The 17,949-nt window shown below is 59.8% G+C and carries 15 protein-coding genes and 1 pseudogene; 7 read left to right on the top strand and 9 right to left on the bottom strand.

Annotation, left to right across the window (positions count from 1 at the left end):
* Positions 1 to 112: 112 nt before the first annotated feature.
* The 4 genes from A3AS_RS0122960 to A3AS_RS0122945 form a co-directional block, all read right to left on the bottom strand.
* Entirely contained in the window at positions 113 to 1,123 is a 1,011-nt protein-coding gene (locus A3AS_RS0122960; protein ID WP_049814960.1) for a DUF4880 domain-containing protein, read from the bottom strand.
* The gene (locus A3AS_RS0122955) at positions 1,107 to 1,709 is read right to left on the bottom strand and encodes an RNA polymerase sigma factor (protein ID WP_018319904.1); all 603 of its coding nucleotides are present in this window, start codon (positions 1,707 to 1,709) and stop codon (positions 1,107 to 1,109) included. The genes A3AS_RS0122960 and A3AS_RS0122955 overlap by 17 nt, the downstream gene beginning before the upstream one ends.
* Positions 1,706 to 2,308 carry a secretin and TonB N-terminal domain-containing protein gene (locus A3AS_RS43725; protein ID WP_198293719.1) on the bottom strand — a complete coding sequence of 201 codons (603 nt, stop codon included), beginning with the start codon at positions 2,306 to 2,308 and terminating at the stop codon, positions 1,706 to 1,708. The genes A3AS_RS0122955 and A3AS_RS43725 overlap by 4 nt, the downstream gene beginning before the upstream one ends.
* Positions 2,309 to 2,664: 356 nt before the next feature.
* Positions 2,665 to 6,360, bottom strand: a complete 3,696-nt coding sequence (locus tag A3AS_RS0122945) for a LuxR C-terminal-related transcriptional regulator (RefSeq protein WP_018319902.1) — start codon at positions 6,358 to 6,360, stop codon at positions 2,665 to 2,667.
* A gap of 191 nt (positions 6,361 to 6,551) precedes the next feature.
* On the opposite strand from A3AS_RS0122945, the gene A3AS_RS0122940 reads away from it, so the two are divergent.
* Both A3AS_RS0122940 and A3AS_RS0122935 read left to right on the top strand, forming a co-directional pair.
* On the top strand, positions 6,552 to 6,863 hold the full coding sequence (locus A3AS_RS0122940; RefSeq protein ID WP_018319901.1) for a nuclear transport factor 2 family protein: 312 nt from the start codon (positions 6,552 to 6,554) through the stop codon (positions 6,861 to 6,863).
* 336 nt (positions 6,864 to 7,199) lie between these two features.
* Positions 7,200 to 7,988 (top strand): Crp/Fnr family transcriptional regulator, encoded by a 789-nt coding sequence (locus tag A3AS_RS0122935; RefSeq protein ID WP_018319900.1) that lies wholly within the window; start codon positions 7,200 to 7,202, stop codon positions 7,986 to 7,988.
* A gap of 439 nt (positions 7,989 to 8,427) precedes the next feature.
* Here A3AS_RS0122935 and A3AS_RS47515 read toward each other — a convergent pair whose 3' ends face one another.
* From A3AS_RS47515 to A3AS_RS43720, 3 genes and pseudogenes are all read right to left on the bottom strand, one after another.
* The gene (locus A3AS_RS47515; RefSeq protein ID WP_157644354.1) at positions 8,428 to 8,688 is read right to left on the bottom strand and encodes a hypothetical protein; all 261 of its coding nucleotides are present in this window, start codon (positions 8,686 to 8,688) and stop codon (positions 8,428 to 8,430) included.
* A pseudogene (locus tag A3AS_RS50100) lies at positions 8,576 to 8,947 on the bottom strand (hypothetical protein); the annotation flags it as partial. The gene A3AS_RS47515 and the pseudogene A3AS_RS50100, both read right to left, overlap by 113 nt.
* 550 nt (positions 8,948 to 9,497) lie before the next feature.
* A complete protein-coding gene (locus A3AS_RS43720; protein WP_049814957.1) occupies positions 9,498 to 10,187 on the bottom strand; it encodes a response regulator transcription factor in 690 nt (229 codons plus the stop codon).
* A gap of 947 nt (positions 10,188 to 11,134) precedes the next feature.
* Between A3AS_RS43720 and A3AS_RS0122925 the strand changes: the two genes are divergently transcribed.
* Positions 11,135 to 11,479, top strand: coding sequence for an H-NS family nucleoid-associated regulatory protein (locus tag A3AS_RS0122925; protein WP_018319898.1), 345 nt, complete (start codon positions 11,135 to 11,137; stop codon positions 11,477 to 11,479).
* Between the two features lie 49 nt (positions 11,480 to 11,528).
* Here A3AS_RS0122925 and A3AS_RS0122920 read toward each other — a convergent pair whose 3' ends face one another.
* Positions 11,529 to 11,750: a hypothetical protein gene (locus A3AS_RS0122920; protein WP_026202269.1), complete on the bottom strand. Its 222-nt coding sequence runs from the start codon at positions 11,748 to 11,750 to the stop codon at positions 11,529 to 11,531.
* 330 nt (positions 11,751 to 12,080) lie between these two features.
* On the opposite strand from A3AS_RS0122920, the gene A3AS_RS0122915 reads away from it, so the two are divergent.
* The gene (locus A3AS_RS0122915; RefSeq protein WP_198293718.1) at positions 12,081 to 13,178 is read left to right on the top strand and encodes a hypothetical protein; all 1,098 of its coding nucleotides are present in this window, start codon (positions 12,081 to 12,083) and stop codon (positions 13,176 to 13,178) included.
* 226 nt (positions 13,179 to 13,404) lie between these two features.
* On the opposite strand, the gene A3AS_RS0122910 is transcribed toward A3AS_RS0122915, so the two are convergent.
* On the bottom strand, positions 13,405 to 14,028 hold the full coding sequence (locus A3AS_RS0122910; protein ID WP_143109202.1) for a GNAT family N-acetyltransferase: 624 nt from the start codon (positions 14,026 to 14,028) through the stop codon (positions 13,405 to 13,407).
* A 132-nt stretch (positions 14,029 to 14,160) separates the two neighbouring features.
* Here A3AS_RS0122910 and A3AS_RS0122905 point away from each other — a divergent pair, with 132 nt between their 5' ends.
* From A3AS_RS0122905 to A3AS_RS0122895, 3 genes are all read left to right on the top strand, one after another.
* Positions 14,161 to 16,035, top strand: a complete 1,875-nt coding sequence (locus tag A3AS_RS0122905) for an HAD family hydrolase (protein WP_018319894.1) — start codon at positions 14,161 to 14,163, stop codon at positions 16,033 to 16,035.
* Positions 16,022 to 16,264 (top strand): acyl carrier protein, encoded by a 243-nt coding sequence (locus tag A3AS_RS0122900; protein WP_018319893.1) that lies wholly within the window; start codon positions 16,022 to 16,024, stop codon positions 16,262 to 16,264. Before A3AS_RS0122905 ends, A3AS_RS0122900 begins: the two co-directional genes overlap by 14 nt.
* 308 nt (positions 16,265 to 16,572) lie before the next feature.
* Positions 16,573 to 17,949, top strand: a 1,377-nt coding sequence (locus A3AS_RS0122895; protein WP_018319892.1) for a DUF4082 domain-containing protein, incomplete at its 3' end; no start/stop codon positions are given.

The following is a 17,949-nucleotide window of genomic DNA, read 5'->3' as shown; positions in this document are numbered from 1 at the left end:
CCGATGAAGGGTCGTGCCTCGTCATTCCGAGCGATGACGATCTAGCTCTAAGACGGAAGCCTGTAGGCGAACGCGCACGGTTTCTGTGTGAAAGTTTCTTGTCAGCGGGGCGTCAGCCCAGCAGAACCAGGCCGCCCGGCAGCTTTCGGGCCTTGACATCGAAGGCCTGTTCGAGGCGCACGAGGATTTCATCCATCTGATCGATGCGGAAGCGGCCACTGACCGGCCTCTGCGCGAGGCCTGGATTGACAAGGAGAATTCGGCCGGCGCGATAACGATTGACCTCGTCCACCACATCCGCGAGCGGGGTAGCTCGGAACAGGACGATTCCGCGCTGCCAGGCGGATTCCGCCTCTGCGTCAATCGCGGCAACCCGACCGAGCCCGCTGGCGTCGTAACGCAAGCTCTGCGCCGGGCCGATGACGGCAGAACTGCCGTTGCGCTCGATGCGCACCTGTCCGTCGAAGCAGGCGACGCTCACCACCGTGCCGGCCGGGCCGTTCATGCAACGCACGTCAAAGCGTGCATGGCGGCCGATCGAACGCCCATCCGCCGCCAACACGACGAGCGGACGTACGCTCTCGACCGACTCGAAGAGCGCCTGCCCTGCAAGCAGCTCCAGGCGATCGCCCTCCCCGCCAGCGGGGTGGACCGCAATCCTGGTCTGCGTATTCAACCGGACCGCGACGTTCTCCGCCGGCCTGACTTGCCGCTGCTCGCCAACGGCCGTTCTGTAGTCGGCATTCAGTTCACGGAGGGACGGCCACAGGCCCAGCGGCGGGTTGGTAACAGCGACATAGGCGGCTGCGGCGGCAGCCAGCCCGCCACCGAGAAAAAGCCGGCGATCGAGCACCGGACGTGGCGTCTGGTGGACCGGCAACGCCTCGATTTGGTTGCGCGGAATTCTCGCGCCGGCCCGGCGGATGTCGCGCCATACACCGCTCGCCGCAGCGAAGGCAGCCGCATGCTCCGGGCTCGCGGCACACCATCGTTGCAAGGTCTCGGCATCAGCAGACGTCGCATGGCCGGAATCGATGCGCTGGACCCACGCGATCGCCTCGCGTTGCAGCAGGTCGAGCCTTTGCGTCTGTCCCTGAATCATGGAGTCATTCAGCCTGGTCATGGTCGCGATCACCGCGCGGCGGCGACAGGTCTCGATTCAATGACGAATTTCGCGGGTCCGGTGCGCAATCCGCGTCACCCATTTGCCTTTGCCGCGCCAGACAATACTCATGGGCGAGTTGCAGCTCCTTTGAGACAAGGCGCAAGGATACGCCAAGCCGATCCGCGATCTCCTGCCGCGCCATGTTGTCCACCCTGGCCGCGAGCAGGATGGTGCGACGGCGCGGCGGCAGCTCAGCGAGTATGGCGGCCATCGCATCCAGATCCGACCGCGCCTCCGCGACTTCGGCGGGACCAGGCGTCTCGTCGGCGACCTCGAGCAGATGCTCGATGTCGATCTTCGTCAAACGGCGCTTTTCAGCGCGACGATGGTCATGTGCGACGTTGAAGAGTATGCGCAGCAGATAGCTGACCGGATTGTGCAAGGTGCCAATCGTCGTATCCGTGCGGGCGAGGCGCAGCCAAGTGTCGTGCAGGACGTCACCCGCCATCTCGGACGAACCCAGGCGGCGGGTCAAGCCCCGCTTGAGATCGTCATATCGGTCGAGCAGCAGCCGGCGCAGCATCGCCACGGAGGCTTCAGTCACCGCACGCCTCCGGCCGCCTGCGGCAACACCGTCGCACCACAACTCATTGTGACGCCCGAGGCCTGCGGCAGGACCACGATCAATACCGGCTGTGCAAAGCCGGGGGGCACCGGGGCACCCACACTGAACTGTCGAAGCGCGCTGTCGATGCCGCGGTCCAGCTCGGCCGTGCCGGCCGATCCAAGTCGTTCGAACCTGGCTACGGCCCCTGACGGCGCGATCCAGACCAGGGCCGCGATGCGATAGCTTCCCGGCCGCGCCCCGTTGGTCCGGCACAGAGCATCGCGCAGCCGCGCCTGAACGACACCATAGTATTGGCGCGCGAGAGCAGCAGCACTGCCTTCCGGCGGTCCGGCGGCTTCGGGCGCCGGGGCTAGAACGAACGAGCCGTCTTTCAGGAAGCGGGCGGCAAGGCCGGTGCCCGCAAGCAGCAGCTGCAGCGCCGTCTCCGGTTCAAAGCTGCCCTTGACGGCTTCTGAGGTGCGGCCCTGCGCAAGCGCCGGACTGTAGAGGACTTCGCGACCGGTCGCATCGCCGTATCGCTCGAGTGCGGAGGCAAGCTGCTGGGCCGGAATGTCGAACGACATAGGCGCGGACATTTCCGAGCTCGCGCGCGGCGACCCGATTGTTGCACCGTTTGGCTCCGCTTCGGCTGCAACGGCCGCAAACATCAAACACACAGCCAGATACGGCACGCGACGTGACACCGATCAATTGCTCCGGCAAGCCATCAGCACCGCGAGAGGCGAATGACGATCGTCCCGAACCCTTGCCTGGATGCCACAAGAAGTTCTCAATATACGAACGTTTCTTGACAAGGATATGTCACTGATCACTTTCCGAGCCGGAAGCACGCAACGGGGCGGCGCCCGCTCTCGAGCAATGGTCTGAGCTTTCAAAGAAGGTCGGTTGCGTGAATCACGAAGATTGCATCGATCAATAACGATGGAGCGCTTCAAATCAGGAAGTCATGAGGCGCGGCGTGATGCGGAACGTTATGAACGTGGGCGACCGCGTGTTCGTCCATTGCGTTAGGAATCGATTTGCCGATGACGTGGAGGTCCTCTTCCTGACCGGGCGAAACGTGCGGACCGAGCGAGCCACCAAGCTCGACTACCGCGCCGAATGTGGGAGGAGTCGCATAGCTATCGAAGCGAAACGCCAATTCCGCGCCGCCAATCTCGGAGGCAACTTTAGCCGGCTGTACGGGTTCCAACGCGGTTGCAGCAGGTTGCGCAGCCTGCGGCCAGTTTCCGGCGTTACTGCCATTTGCGACGCTTGGTTCGACCATCTCGGCTGCTTCAGGTGCGTCTGAAAAATTTGAGTGCCTTGAATTGCCGCGTTCCACGCCATCTGCTTCAGCCGTCTTCGCTGAACCTGGTGAAGCTTCCGAAGCCGGGAAATGACGCTCGTTGTCGTTGCCGAAATTGTGCCCTGGCATAGAACCAGCTTCGGCTAACTCCGTGACTGCCGCCTTTGCAGACCCTGGCTCCGAATTGTGCTGTGAGTTACCGCGGCCCAGGCTACCGGGGCCTGGCTCATCGGGGTCGGCTGCTTCCGGCGCGTTTGCAGAGGCTGACTGCCCCGAATTGCCGTGCTCCACACCATCTGCTTCTGCCGTCTTCGCTGACCCTCGCGAAGCGTCCGAAGCGGGGGGATGATGCTCGTTGTCATTGCCGACGCCATTTCCCCGTATGAAGCCAGCTTCCGTCAACTCCGCTGGCTTCGAAGCGTGCTGGGAGTTACCGCGGCCCGGGCTACCAAGGCCTGGCTCACCAGGGTCGGCTGCTTCCGGTGGTTTTGCAGAGGCTGACTGCCCCGAATTGCCGTGCTCCACGCCATCTGCTTCTGCCGTCTTCGCTGCCCCTCGCGAAGCGTCCGAAGCGGGGGGATGATGCTCGTTGTCATTGCCGACGCCATTTCCCCGTATGAAGCCAGCTTCAGTCAACTCCGGTAGCTTCGAAGCGTGCTGGGAGTTACCGCGGCCCGGGCTACCAAGGCCTGGCTCACCAGGGTCGGCTGCTTCCGGCGCGTTTGCAGAGCTTGAGTGCCCCGAATTGCCGTGCTCCACACCATCTGCTTCTGCCGTCTTCGCTGCCCCTCGCGAAGCGTCCGAAGCGGGGGGATGATGCTGTTTGTCATTGCCGACGCCATTTCCCCGTATGAAGCCAGCTTCAGTCAACTCCGGTGGCTTCGAAGCGTGCTGGGAATTGCCGCGGCCCGGGCTAGCAAGGCCTGGCTCACCAGGGTCGGCTGCTTCCGGTGGCTTTGCAGAGGCTGACTGCCCCGAATTGCCGTGCTCCACACCATCGGCTTCTGCCGTCTTCGCTGACCCTCGCGAAGCGTCCGAAGCGGGGGGATGATGTTCGTTGTCATTGCCGACGCCATTTCCCCGTATGATGCCAGCTTCAGACAACTCCGCTGCCGCCTTTGCAGACCTTGGCTCCGAAGCGTGCTGTGAACTACCGCCCGCTTCGGTGCTAGAGCCCCCGTTGATCGGCTCATTCTTCGATGTGAGATTTTCAACTGCCGTCACCGTCGCGCTATGAGCAAGCACGATCGGTGATACATGAGCCGACGGGGCGGACCCATCATCGTTCTCATCCGTTGTATTCACGGAATCGCTAGTGAAGGTTCTGAACCTGGTCGCTCCCCCTAAGCCGGTCCGAGCCTGCCCGAATTCGAACCTCAGGCCGTCATCGGCAAGAGTGTTCCAGACTGCAGCGGCTCCGAGTGTGCTCTCGCTCGTCCCGATAATTATGTGGGTACTGTCCGCATCCAGAACAGCTTCGGTTGCGGTCGCCGATGTCAGCGCTTCTTCGAGCTGCTCCAAGGTGATCGCGACAAACGTGCCTTCCGGCTGGCCGGCGAAATCCGCCTCTGCAATGGAGACGATCCCCTGCAGATGGATTTCCAGCAGGCCCCGGTCCCCGACATCAAGAGTCCGATCGGTCGGATTCACGTAGACGATCGTTTCGTTGGTTGCGGGATTGTAGATCCAAGCGAGGGTATGCGGCGGTATAGACTTGCTTGCTGCTGTCATATGGAGCCAGGCAAGCGCTCCGAAAGCGGCAAGATTGATCCTGCTCGATCCAGATGCGAAATCGAAGCCGGAGTGGGAAGAGGTCGAATGGGAATCGATCGGGGAGCGAAAAACAACGTTTTCGCCAACGTTGCCGCCCATCAGTTGATCGCGGCCATCTCCGCCAATACCGGCATCGCGACCAGAGCCCAGTGAGCCAAGAGGTTCCTGCAGGTTGTCATCCGCAGCGCCATGGCTCATTTGGCTCGAAGTGCCTTCTCCAGCGACGCGTTCGTCGCCGGTGGTCACAAGCGCGGCAGGCAGGCGCAAATCGTGCAAAGGGAAAGCCGGAGGCGAGCCGTCTCCATCATTGGTATCAGCATCGGTTATTGCGGCCAGTTTTGTGTTCGCATTCTCGCCGGTGACCACCACGAAGCTGTCGATCGGCGCCTTGCCCGGGTCATGCGATTGCACGGCAAGATGGGGGTCGTTCAGTGCGTAGATCAACGCACCGGTCAGAGTGGCGAAGGTGCCATACCCTCCGTGAGTCAACGTCGGCGTTGACGCAAGCCGCGGGAATTGATGTTCCGCAGTCGGGTCACCAACGATCTGTGTGTCGCTGGCTCCCCGCAGTAATGGCGTAGGAAGATTGGGCGTGCTCGATCCAACTGGGCCGTAATCCTTCCATGGTTTGGAGCCTACGGATTGCTCAGCCGGGCGCAGCCCTTCCATTGCCGCCGTCGGGTTCGTGACCAGGCTCGCCTTGGCGAAGAGGTCCCTCTCGGTGGGCGTCTCGCCGGAGTCCCAGAGCACGAGGTGTCGGAGAATAGCTCTTTTCCAGGGCTCATATTCGACATGCTCTCCAGCGCGACCGGCGCTATCGTCATCCGGATCCACATCGTTCGCTTCCGACGCCTTGAGTTCGTCCGCAATTGCGAACGCCAGAAACGCCAGCGCAGGCAGGCCGAAACCGGACGGGCGCTGCAACAACGCGAGGGTAGCGAGCACAGTTCTGTTGGAAATTTCAAGCTTCTGAAATATGTTGTACAGGTGTACTTTGACTGTCCCTGGGGAAACGTTTAGCTGGCGCGCGATCTCCTTATTCGACATTCCTTCTGAGACTAGCTGTACAATTTGACGTTCCCGGTGCGTCAACAGCTCCAGCATCGTTTCAATTTTGCCGCCGCCGTCAGTTCCCTCGCCGGCTGGAAAGAGATCGGATTGCTCGGGCGACACGCTGCGCTCTGTCATCAGCCGCAGTAATCGCAGCATAGTGGCCGAGGAAGCATGCTTCGAGATTGCGCTGGAGGCGCCAGCAGCAATAGCTGCGGCCAGATCGTGATCTGCTTCGGATTCGGTAAACAACACCAAGCGCGTGGAGAGATCCTCAGCTTTCGCAATCGCGAGGATCTCGGGTACCGTCAGATCTGGCAGGTTGTCAGCAACAAGCGTGACGTCGGGTCTCAAATTCCGAATTGCTTCGAGGCACCTTGTCCCATCGCTGCATGATGCGACAACGTCGAAGTCCTGCTGTGCCCCGAATACCGACTTCAGTCCCTGTAGAACGATCGGTTGTCGATCTACGATCAGAAGCCGGATCCGTCTCTGCTTCACAGACACGTCTAACATTGGAACTCTGCCTCGGCCCGGCCATCTATGTACTTCGGCATATGGCCGGGGCCAAGCGGGATTATTAAAATACAATTAATAGAATAGGGAAAGAGGGTAATAGAGTAGGGAAAGAGGGCCCAACGGCTTAAAAATGACCCAAAATCGCAAGCTTTTATGGTATTTAGGTGAGAAATATATCATTTGACCCAATGGCCATTGCGATTGACTGGCTTGACGCTTACCGCGCGGGCGACATCGAGGCGATCTTAGAAATGTATGCCGAAGGTGCCGTGGTTCGCTGCGGCTGCGGGGGCGTCAAGACCGTTACCGGCCACGAGGCACTTCGTGCCTATTGGATTGATCGCCTCCGAGAATATCCGGCGGGTACATTGAACGATCTCAATCCCTCGCACGACGGGACCATTATCTCGTACGTCACCAAGAGTGGTGTCATGAGTGCGCTCTTCTCGTTTGACGTTACCGGGAGGATCAAGGAGCTGGACTGCAGTCCCAGCCACTAGACCCGCGGCGCGATCCAAGCCCGCGTTGGGTCACGTGTTGGCCTTGCAGTGCAAAGCCGGCGTTCCCGTACGAACGCGTCGTTGGGAGCCCGTTGCGTGCCACTCCTTAGCGATGGCATGTCGAAGGAAGATACGCCTTCAGCGTCTTCAACGCGGATATCAGTGGGCCATATTCCTACGTCGCGGCATGCGATTGTCGGGCCGCCCGCGCGCGCCATCGATCATGGGAACCATATCTGTGGTGGTCGGTTGGCTTGCTGTTGAGCTGCACTCCGCAGAGCGGCTCAACACATCGGCATGAGTTCTAGTGCCGAGTATCCGTCGGGAGCCAATCCCATGATGGACCATGCGACTAGAATTGGTAATCGTTTGTTAGCAGCGTTGCCGCCAGCGGATTTTGCTTTGCTAGCGCCTCATCTGCGGAAAGTCGTGATCGAACGCAATTCCGTGCTCATCCGATCGGGCGATCGGATCGAACATCTTCTCTTCCCCCTCAGCGGCGCGATCGCCGCGATCACGGAGCTGCCGAACGGGCAGACAGTTGCCACGGCGATAATCGGGCATGAGGGCGCTGTGGGTTTGACGTCAGCATTTGGCGCATCCGCCGCACCCGCGACTGCGGTCGTCCGCCTATCCGGGGCCGCGCTGCAGATCTCGCCTGCGCAATTCCTGGCAGCCCAGCATCGCAGCCCCGCAATCGCATCCATGGTGCAGGTCTTCACGATGTCGTTGTTGACGCAGCTCCAGCACGTGGCGGCCTGCAATGCGCTGCATTCCGTCGAAGCGCGCTTAGCGCGCTGGCTTCTCCACATCCACGATCGTGCGAATGAAGGTGACCTGCTCCCGCTGACGCAAGAAACATTGTCGGAGTTGCTCGGCGTTCGCCGCACCACCGTCACGCATGTCGTGTGCACAATGCGCGCGTCAAGAGCGCTGAAATCCAGTCGGCGCGGCCAGCTCGAGATTGATCGGCCGCGGCTCGAAGCCGTGGCATGCGAGTGCTACAAGGTCATGAGCCGCAGAATCGATCGGATAGTCTCGCACGGCGCGGTCGGGCTCATCCCTGGGGCTCCAGCGCGGCACCCCCGCTCACCTGGTAGCCGAATAGCCGGGACAGGCTCGTAGGCCGGTTCGCTTTCCCGAGCCATCCGCACGCACCGCTTCGGTCATCCATTTGCTTTGGGACGCTCGCTACAACACCGCGATTTATTGAAACCAAGCAGCACGGGCATGAGCTTCGCCTGTGCGAAGCTGGAACGACTGCCCGCGGTCCGAGCTCGACATGGGGGACTGTCCCCCTTGCGCAGCTTGCGCTGACGATTCTCTTCTCGACCTACCCGGTCTCTGAGCTTCTCGAGTTCTGCGAGCTGAGCGACAAGCGCTTCGAGACGCTCTCGAAGAAGGGCCGCAGGATTCTGCGCTCGAATGCGGGTATTCATGACACGCCTCCTGACCGAGTCTCCCGGGAGGCCGCTCGGCTGGCCAGATATGCTTTCGGCCTCGCGTTTGACCTGTCGGAGCACAAGGCCCCGGCCCGGCTTGGCCGCACGGCAGCCCGTCGAGCTCATTCATGGGATGAGAAGGTCTTACCGGCTGGATTGGGTTGCGCTGGAAATTTGAGTACTAGCTGCGGGGCAATCGGCCTTGCGCTTTTCCTCGTCTTCTTCTGCGCAATCGACCCCACCATCTGCACTTGGAATTCCAGAGCCGCCGCCGGTTGCGAAGGGCCCTTTTGCATTGCCTCCGCCAGCACCGGCCCCGCCGCTACCGCCGGATCCGCCGCCGGATGTCCCTCCGGCACGAGAAGATCCAGCAGAGCTACCACCAGATGCTCCCCCACCCCCTGATGATCCGCCGCTGGAGCCCCCCGGGGCGGCCGCGGACGACCGATCATTGTCGAAGAACGACTGGCCGCTGTCGCTTTGCCTCGGCCCGTGCAGGCCGCCCGAACGGGCAATGGCTTTTGAGGTCAGGGAGGTGGACAGAAGCAGCGTCATGGCAGGGGGCGTCACGGCTGCAAATCTTCCGCAGGTCTTCAAAAACTCCCGCCGGTCGTCATCCTCGTTGCCGTCCCGGGTCACGATGCGCCCCCTCGATTTAAAACGGTATTTAGATTATTATTATATATTAAATAGATTTTCAACCAAGAATTTTCTTTACCTGGCGAGAGGTTGCTGAACGTGCGCATGCTCGGGACCGAAACTCGGCAATTTGCCGCGCTTCCCCCGATTTTTCCGAGCACACTTGCCCGACGCACCGATTTTAGTTGCTTCCCGACATTTAATTTAGTTAAATTAATTAACCGCCGGGCGGGGGCCCGGTTACAATGGATCACTGCGATGCCACTGCAATTCTATCGGTCCGTCCGGGACATGGAGATCTGGAGTGCGAGCAGCCACGGCTTCTCGTTCGTGATCAGTTTCGAAAGCCCGGGAGGTCCGGGCTTCACGGACGCTTCGGCTACCTGGCGAGTTGGCGTCCGCTCCACATCAACCAAGCCGCAATCAAGATTGGCGGCTCGCCCTTTCGAACGTTGTCCGAGGCCGAAGGGGCCTGCCTCAACATGATTGAGCATCTGGCACCGCGATAGGCCGCCCCTCGCGCAAACTCCCGAACGCGCGCCAGACGTACCCGTCAATTCGCGCTGGCGGGATCCTGACGCAACAGATTAGGGGAATCCGGCTCATCTGGCGCTGCATGCAGCTCCCTTCGCGAGATCGCCAATGCTGCGAGAACCGTACGATTGCTGATTTCCAGCTTCTGGAAGATATGATGAAGGTGGACCTTGATCGTACCGTCGGCAAGATTCAACCGACGCCCAATCTCCTTGTTCGATAGCCCCTCCGATACGAGCCGCATGATCTGCCGCTCCCGGTCCGTTAGTTGCGTCAGGGGCTTCACACCGGCGAGGTCGTCCTCGCTGATGTGCCCAGTGCTCGGCGAGGCCGCAGCTTGGCCCTGGGCAGCTTTCCGCAGGGTTGCGACCAGCATCTCCACATCCGAATCCTTCGAGAGGACGATGCAGGCGCCGTCCAAGGTCAGCCTTTTTAACTCACTGTCGCCCGTGATACCGGTGAAGAAGATTACCGGAGCGCGTGCGCCGACGGCGTTTGGACGAGCGAGGATCTGCTGTCGACTGAAGTCGGGCAGTGCAGCATCGACAAGCGCCACGTCCGGTGCAAGAAATCGAATTGCCTCGATACAGCTTGCGCCATCGCCGCAGGAAGCAACGACCGCAAAATCACGCTGCGCCGCAAGAACGCTCCTAATTCCTTGCAAGACGATCGGGTGTCGATCAGCGATAACAATTCTGATGCGGCGCATGCTTCCCTTGCCTGTTGCTAACAACCCCCCTTGCGGCCGTTTAGTCCCACTCTCCTTTTGAGACGCGCGGGTTATAGCCAGCCAGCTCCGTCAATAATGTCGCAGGTCTTAGATCGGAGACAGCACCTGACGGCAACGCTCGATGGCCACACTATCGTAACTCGCCCAGAGAATGCGTGCAGCACCGTAAGAATGCGGTGCTTGACCCAAAATTCGAAACCGCGAATTCTGCGAGGATAATGACATTCCGACTACAATTTCTGATGGTTTCAATCTGAAAATTCTCGCCAGGAATGTCATCGGCGTACTAAGGGGGCGAGTCGCTATTATGGTCAACATCCAACTAACTTAGTTAGAGCCGAATATTACGAACGATATATAGGGACATTCACGATTCAAATCTAACATTCGACGAAGTTTCATTGAAGCGAGGCCGTTCGTGAACGCCCTCGCTCCGGGAAGGGAGGCGAGAAAAGTATTACTATTCATCAAAGCAATGGCTGGTAACAGAACAAGGCCGCGGTTGATCGTGGCACATGTAGTACCGCTGGAAGTCCAGTACTGCGTTTGAAGCCAAATTTCGATAATTCAGCAAATTCAATGATTAGCACGGGCGTCGTTAGCAATGAGTAGGTGTTCACATGTATTCTTCGGCAGTTTTGCGTCAAACACATAAGGCCCTCGTCGTTCAATTCACCGAATTGCAGAACTTACGTAGTCGCGTATTGAAAGCAGAGGAGCGATTGCTCGCGCCCAAACGACGAGCCCACGGACGGAGGGCGTTTAGGAAGCGACCGCCCGGTCGGAGATACAGTCTCAACCGCTAGCACCTGGTACTGCGCTGCACACGAGCGCCGCCACGCGCCCGGATCGCGCTTGCCCAACCCTGCTATGTCCTGATAATGCCCGCTCTTGATTCGGTTCGGAAGTAGCTGGGGACGGCTTCCATGGAGAAGAGTGACTGGGCCAACTCGACCACGGCCGAGCTGTGGCGGCTTTACGATGAGGTCACGACCGTTCTCAGTCGGAGGATGACCGCGGAAAAGGCCAAGCTTGAAGAGCGGCTGCGCAAAATTGAGGGGACCGCCGTTTCGTCCCCGAACGGGGAACGGCCGCGCCGCCCCTACCCCCCGGTGTTGCCGAAATACCAGAACCCGAAGGACCCGGCCGAGACCTGGTCCGGTCGCGGCAAACAGCCCCGCTGGCTGAAAGCGCAGCTTCGAGCCGGTAAGAAGCTAAATGATCTCCTAATCGACCGCTCGTCGGCCCAAAGGCGCCGCCGGAGCGGCTGAGCCTCCGATTCTCGGACGTGCGCTCGGGACGGTGAGGCTTCCTTTGCCTTTAGCGGTTGCCATCCGGTTTCCCATTGGGACTGCCATCGCCACCGTTGTTGCCGTAGCCATTGTTGCCCTGCACAATTCGACCGCCGGAACTGGCGATGGCGGTGGAGGTCAGCGAGGTGGACAGCAACAGCGTCATAGTCGGAGGTGTGACGGCTGCAAATTTTCCACAGCTCTTCAAGAACTCGCGACGATCTTCACTGGCGGGGTCGAGGTGGGTCATCAGCGTTATCCTGCAATCGTCAGTCAGCAAAAATAGACCTAAATTGGATCTACGGCAAATTAAATTTGTTAATTCAACAATTTCAAATTACCGAGTTCTCTACCACGTTTTACCATGGCTAAGGTGCTGATTGAGGCGCTGCGGTCGCGTCCTTGAGGACACCGCTGCACATTATTGACATTAATAAATAGATTTATTATTATAATAAATATATTATTTAACTTGCAATCAAGTTCACTCATAAAGTCCGTTCGGCGCGCAGGGGCTCAGCCAAACTCGACCATATATTTACGCGCGTTGTTCCCAAGGTGGCAAAGCGAAAGGCAGTTCATGACAGCAACCGAGGCCGGAGCAGCGTTCAGGCAATTGCGATCCGGCTTCGATACGGCCTTGCGACCAGGATTCTCATTGCCGCGTCTCGGTGGCCTGATGAGCCGAGCCCTTGCGGGAACACTCCTGGACCTCTCTGAACTAACAGTTCTCACTGAGGCCGCGACCGGGGCCTACGCCGTGACAGCCGTCCTTGCGGCCATGGCCGGAGCCAGGCACGTCTATGCCTTCACGAAAGCTACACGGCACGGCACAGCAGCCGATGCCAGGCAACAGACGCTAGAGCTTGCAGATTCGGTCGGCGTGGCCGATCGCATCGACGTCTTGGAGCAGATCACCCCGGATATCCTCCAGCAAACCGATATTGTAACGAACAGCGGCCATCTTCGGCCCCTCACCGCTGCGCTCATTGATAAATTACCGAGGGACGCCGTCATCGCCTTGATGTTTGAGACCTGGGAATTTCGCCCCGAGGACCTCGACATGGAAGCATGCTTGCGGCGCGGAATTCCCATCGTCGGCGTGAACGAACGCCACCCGTCAGTCGATGTCTTCTCGTTTCTCGGTCCGCTGTGCGTGAAGCAACTCCACGATTGCGGCTTATCCGTTTACAAGAATCGCATTGCTGTGCTGTGCGACAATGATTTTGTTGGCTCGCTCCGCGCTGGTCTGGCGAACTCTGGAGCGAGCGTGGACACCTTCGACGACGCCCAGGCCATGTATCGCGACGAGTGGGATGCAGTCATCGTCGCGCTGCGACCAGCGGCTGAGCCCCGCATCGGTTCGCCGGAAGCGACGCACCTCGCCGCTTGCGTGCCCGCTGGTGCCATTGTCGTGCAGTTTTGGGGCGATATGGATCGGACCGTATTGTCAGCAAATGGATTGGGCGTTTGGCCAACAGCGCCTCCGGCATCGGGGCACATGGGCATCCTCCTGTCGGAGATTGGCCCTGAACCGATCGTGAGACTGCAGGCAGGCGGCCTCCGCGCTGCTGAGTGGGTGCGGCGCAGTAGACCAGTTTCATCTGACGGAGTCGCGCAAATCGTCGCTCAGCCCCGATCGAGCTTTCGCCAATTCACGCCCGATCCTCACCGATAGAGATCGATGAGCAGGAGCATAGCTTAGGCGAGAAACACCATGCGACGGATGTCGAATGCGACCGCAGGGGCAACAGTCAACGATGGGAATCCTGTCGAGGGCCGCGCAGGGTCCGTGATCCACGAGTGGCCATGAAGGGCTCCTGCGCCAGACAACACCCAAACTTCATCGTGAGATCGGTCGCCTCCAGAAGCGCAATGCGCTGCTCTCCCTGACTTGGGGACGATCAATCTTCCCGCGCATCGAGGAGCAGCGCCGACCAGGCCTGTTTCAACCGGGGATAATCTTCGCGTGTCATTCGAAATGTAATGACGTCGTCGCCGTTCCACCAAGCCTTCGGGGCAATCTTTTCGATTTGGAAACCAAGGCGAATATGGAAGTTCTTCGAGGCAACGTTCTTGCTTTGCACGCTGGCAAACACGACCGAGAGCCCTAGCTGCACGAACGCGAACGAGAAAAGCAGATCGAAGATCTCGGCTAGAAAAAGGCGCGCACCCGGATCGACGATCAACCGTGCCACATCGCCGCGTTTTGTCGCGAAATCCAGGTTTGCGAGGGCGATGCTGCCAGCCGGTTTCTTCGAGCGCTTGAATTCGGCAATGAAATAGTAGTCGTCCGCCCTAGCCTGGTAGCCTCGGAAAAACGCTTCCTGCTGAGCCAAAGTTAGCCTTTCTCGGGTCAGGAACTTGCCCAGAACGGGATCGTTCCGCCAAGCAACGATTTGCGCGGAATCCTCCAGCTGGATCTCTCGGAGGACCAGGTTATTTCCCTCGGGGAGCCGTTTGAGGTTCTCAGCCTTGGCGGAAAGCGTACATGAGCCCGACGGCTCTAACTCAATGTGGCCGGCCATGTATTTATTCAACCTCCATTTTAACATTTAAATATATTTAATTGACCCAAGGGATAGCATTATTTATTGTGAGCGCAAATCAAATGATGCTTTCCTTGGTGGAGGCTTGCCATTCTCGCTACTGTACCCGTCTTGCCCGACCGGCACGTAGATGATGCCGAACTCAAGTCCTTGGCGCTATCCGGCGATGCGGCGTTCTGGGGACACCTCGCCGCCCGCTCGCGGCAAGCGACGAGCTTTTCAGAACTGTTTTTTCTGTCGACGCTTCGAAAAAAGGCCAAGCTACCTGCGAACGAAAGTGTCCAGCCGAAACTCCGCCTCGCCTTGATCGGCGGCTACAACCTGTATCCGTTGCACGAACTGGTTGCGCATCTCTTGGTCACTCGTGGAGTCGAATGCGAACGCTTTCTCGGGGACTACGATAATTTCGTCTCGGAAATCCTCGACGCCTCGAGCCGACTGTACGCCTTCAAGCCGGATCTCGCCTTCATTCTGCCGAACGCGAGCCACTACCGGTTTTCCGGCTCGCTGCTCGATGCCGTGGAGCATCAGCGCGAAGCTGCTGTCGGCGCCGCGGAGCATCTCCTCAACCTCGCGCAGACTTTCATCAAACGCTCGGGCGCGGCGGTGATTCTCGCCAATCTTGCGCTGCCCGGCGACCTCGATCTCGGCTCTTTTCGTTCACGCACGCTCGGTGCCGATTGGAGTTTCCGCAAGGCGGTGAATCTTGAGCTCGGGCTCCGGGCCCCGGCCGGAGTGCAAATCTGCGACGTCGAATTCCTCTCGGCACGCCGAGGGACCATGGCCGCGGAAGATTCGCGAGCGTGGTACGAATCGAAGCAGCTCGGCTCACCCGATTTCCTGGTGGACATCGCACAAGAGCTAAGCCACCTGATCGCCTCCCGCAAGCAAGGCCCCAAGAAGGTTCTGGCGGTCGATCTCGATAACACGCTATGGGGCGGTGTGATTGCGGAGGACGGCGTCGAGGGAATTGAACTTGGCGACACGTCTCCCCGCGGCGAAGCTTTCAAGGCTTTCCAGAACTACCTCCTTGCCCTTTCCGAGCGCGGCGTCCTGCTTGCGGTATGCAGCAAGAACGACGATGCGCGCGCCCGCGAGGTATTCGAGAAGCATCCCGAGATGGTTCTCCGGCTGGAGCACTTTGCAGCCTTCCAAGCCAATTGGAACCCGAAGTCCGACAACCTGCAGCGGATCGCGGATGAACTCCGCGTCGGCCTGGACAGCTTCGTCTTCGCCGATGACAATCCGGCGGAGATCGAGATCGTGCGTCAGTTTCAGCCTCAGGTCGAGGGCGTGCTCCTCGGGGCGGATCCCGCCGAATTCATCAGTCGCCTTCAGGCCGGGCGTCATTTCGAGCCACGGAACGTCACCGAGGAGGATCTCGAACGGACGGCGCAGTATAGGCAGGAACGGCGACGTACGGAGCTCGCGGCGAGCGTAACCGACATGCCAGCCTACCTCGCCTCGCTGGAGATGCGAGGTACGATCAAGGAATTCGACCCGCTGGACCTGCCTCGCATTGCCCAGCTGATCGCGCGCAGCAACCAGTTCAACCTGACGACGGTCCGTCGATCCGAAACCGAGATCCAGGGGCTCCTGGGAAGACCGGACTACCGGTGCTTCACGATGCGGCTCGAGGATCGCTTCGGTGATTCCGGGCTCATCTCTGTGGTCATTGCGAAGATCGAGGGCGGCGTACTCGTTCTGGATACCTGGCTGATGAGCTGCCGCGTGCTCAAGCGCCAGGTCGAGGACGAGATCATGAATGAGATTTTTCGGCTTGCAGAGGCCGCCGGCTGCGCAACGGTGCGCGGCATTTATCTTCCGACGGCCAAGAACGGAATGGTTGCCGGCATCTACGAGGAGTTTGGCTTCGTGCGTACGGAAGATTCCGCCGCCCGAAAGGAGTTCGAGCTCAAGGTGGAGAAGTATCAGAGGTGTTCGACAAAGATCCGCATAACCCGGAGGGCTTATGAAGCAAGCTGAAGTACTGACGAAGTTGCAGGAGGTATTCGACGGAATCTTCCTTGAGAAGGTCGCGGCCAAGCCCGAACTTTCGGCAGCCGACGTCGAAGAATGGGACTCGCTCATGCAGATCTCGCTGGTCATCGCTGTCGAGCAGAAATTTCGCGTGCGATTCCGCGTTGGCGAAGTCGAGGCGGCCCGGAACCTGGGTGAATTCGCCGACCTGATCGCGAAACGGATGGAGCCATAAGAACTGGAGTCGCGAGCGTTCGAGGCCGGGGGAAGTGCGCAGCCCCCTGCATCCGAATTTGCAGCGATTGTCCCCCGGAATGGCGGGCGCAACTGGTGCACGGGTCGGTCACGCGCCTGCTTCTTTCAACTTCAAGAGAAATTGACGAGGGTCGCTTTTCCGATAACGAAAACAGTTTTGATTTAATTTATTTTGTGATATTTAATGTTTTAAATTCGAACGCTGCGGCAGATTACTCCGGCGACACATAAGTCGGCCGGCAATTTCAAATCATAGACCATTGTGCTGACTAGCCCGGAGTACAGAAAGTGGCCACCACCACTCTGTTCACCACCCAGACGCCGTCCATCACCAATGCCACCGACGGGACAGGGGCCGACTATGAGCTGGGGATGCGCTTCACCAGCGGCACGTCCGGCGTGATCCAGGCGATCCGGTACTACAAGGCCTCGAACGAGACCGGCACCCATATCGGCCACATCTGGTCGGCAACGGGTCAGGAGCTGGCGACGGTCACGTTCACCAACGAAGGCGCATCGGGCTGGCAGCAGCAGGCGCTCGCCATGCCGCTCACCATCGCGGCCGACACGACCTACGTGGTCTCGGTCAATATCAACAGCTATTACGTCTCCACCCCGCAGAGCTTCGCCTCGGGCATCAGCAATGGTGGCCTGAACGCTCCGGCCGGCGCCGGCGTCTTCGACTACAGCGCGGGCGTTTTCCCGACCGCCACCTATCAGAATACAAACTACTTCCGCGACGTCGCGTTCGCTGCGGGCTCGAAGAAACCCAACAATCACCCCGGTACGGTGAGCGTCAGCGGAACCCCGACGCAAAATCAGATTTTGACCGCGACGGTGAGCGATGCGGATGGAGTGCCGGGCACCGTCACCTATCAGTGGCAGAAAAGCACGAACGGCACCGCATGGAGCAACATCGCCGGCGCGACGGCGAGCACGCTGACGCTCGGGCAGGCCCAGGTCGGAAGCTTCATACGTGTCACCGCCNTCTACACGGACCTGCTGGGCAGCAGCGAGACCCCGGTGAGCGCCGGGACCGCNACGAAGGTGGCCAATGTCAACGACGTCGGCGTTGTCACGATCAGCGGCACGGCGACCCAGAACCAGACCCTGACGGCCAGCGTCACGGATCCCGACGGCGTCCCGGCGAGCATCACCTATCGCTGGCAGAGCAGCCCCGACGGCACCACCTGGACGAATCTGTCCGCCACGACCTCGAGTCTCACCCTCGACAGCAGCCTCGTCGGCAAGCGGATCCGGGTGAATGCCACCTACACCGATCTGCTCGGCGCCGGCGAGAACGCAACCAGCGCGGCCACGGCGACGGTTGCAGCTGCGAGTGCCACCACCACCCTGTTCACCACCCAGACGCCGTCCAATACCAATGCCACCGACGGGACAGGGGCGGACTATGAGCTGGGGATGCGCTTCACCGCCGATAATTCCGGCGTGATTCAGGCGATCCGGTACTACAAGGCCTCGAACGAGACCGGCACCCATGTCGGCCACATCTGGTCGGCAACGGGCCAGGAGCTGGCGACGGTCACGTTCACCAACGAAGGCGCATCGGGCTGGCAGCAGCAGGCGCTCGCCACGCCGCTCACCATCGCGGCCGGTACGACCTATGTGGTCTCGGTCAATATCAACAGTTATTACGTCTCCACC

The sequence above is a fragment of the Bradyrhizobium sp. WSM2793 genome (genome assembly GCF_000379585.1).
Lineage (GTDB): Bacteria > Pseudomonadota > Alphaproteobacteria > Rhizobiales > Xanthobacteraceae > Bradyrhizobium.
Note: the sequence above shows the minus strand (reverse complement) of the source record. Positions and strands in the feature narration are given on the sequence as shown.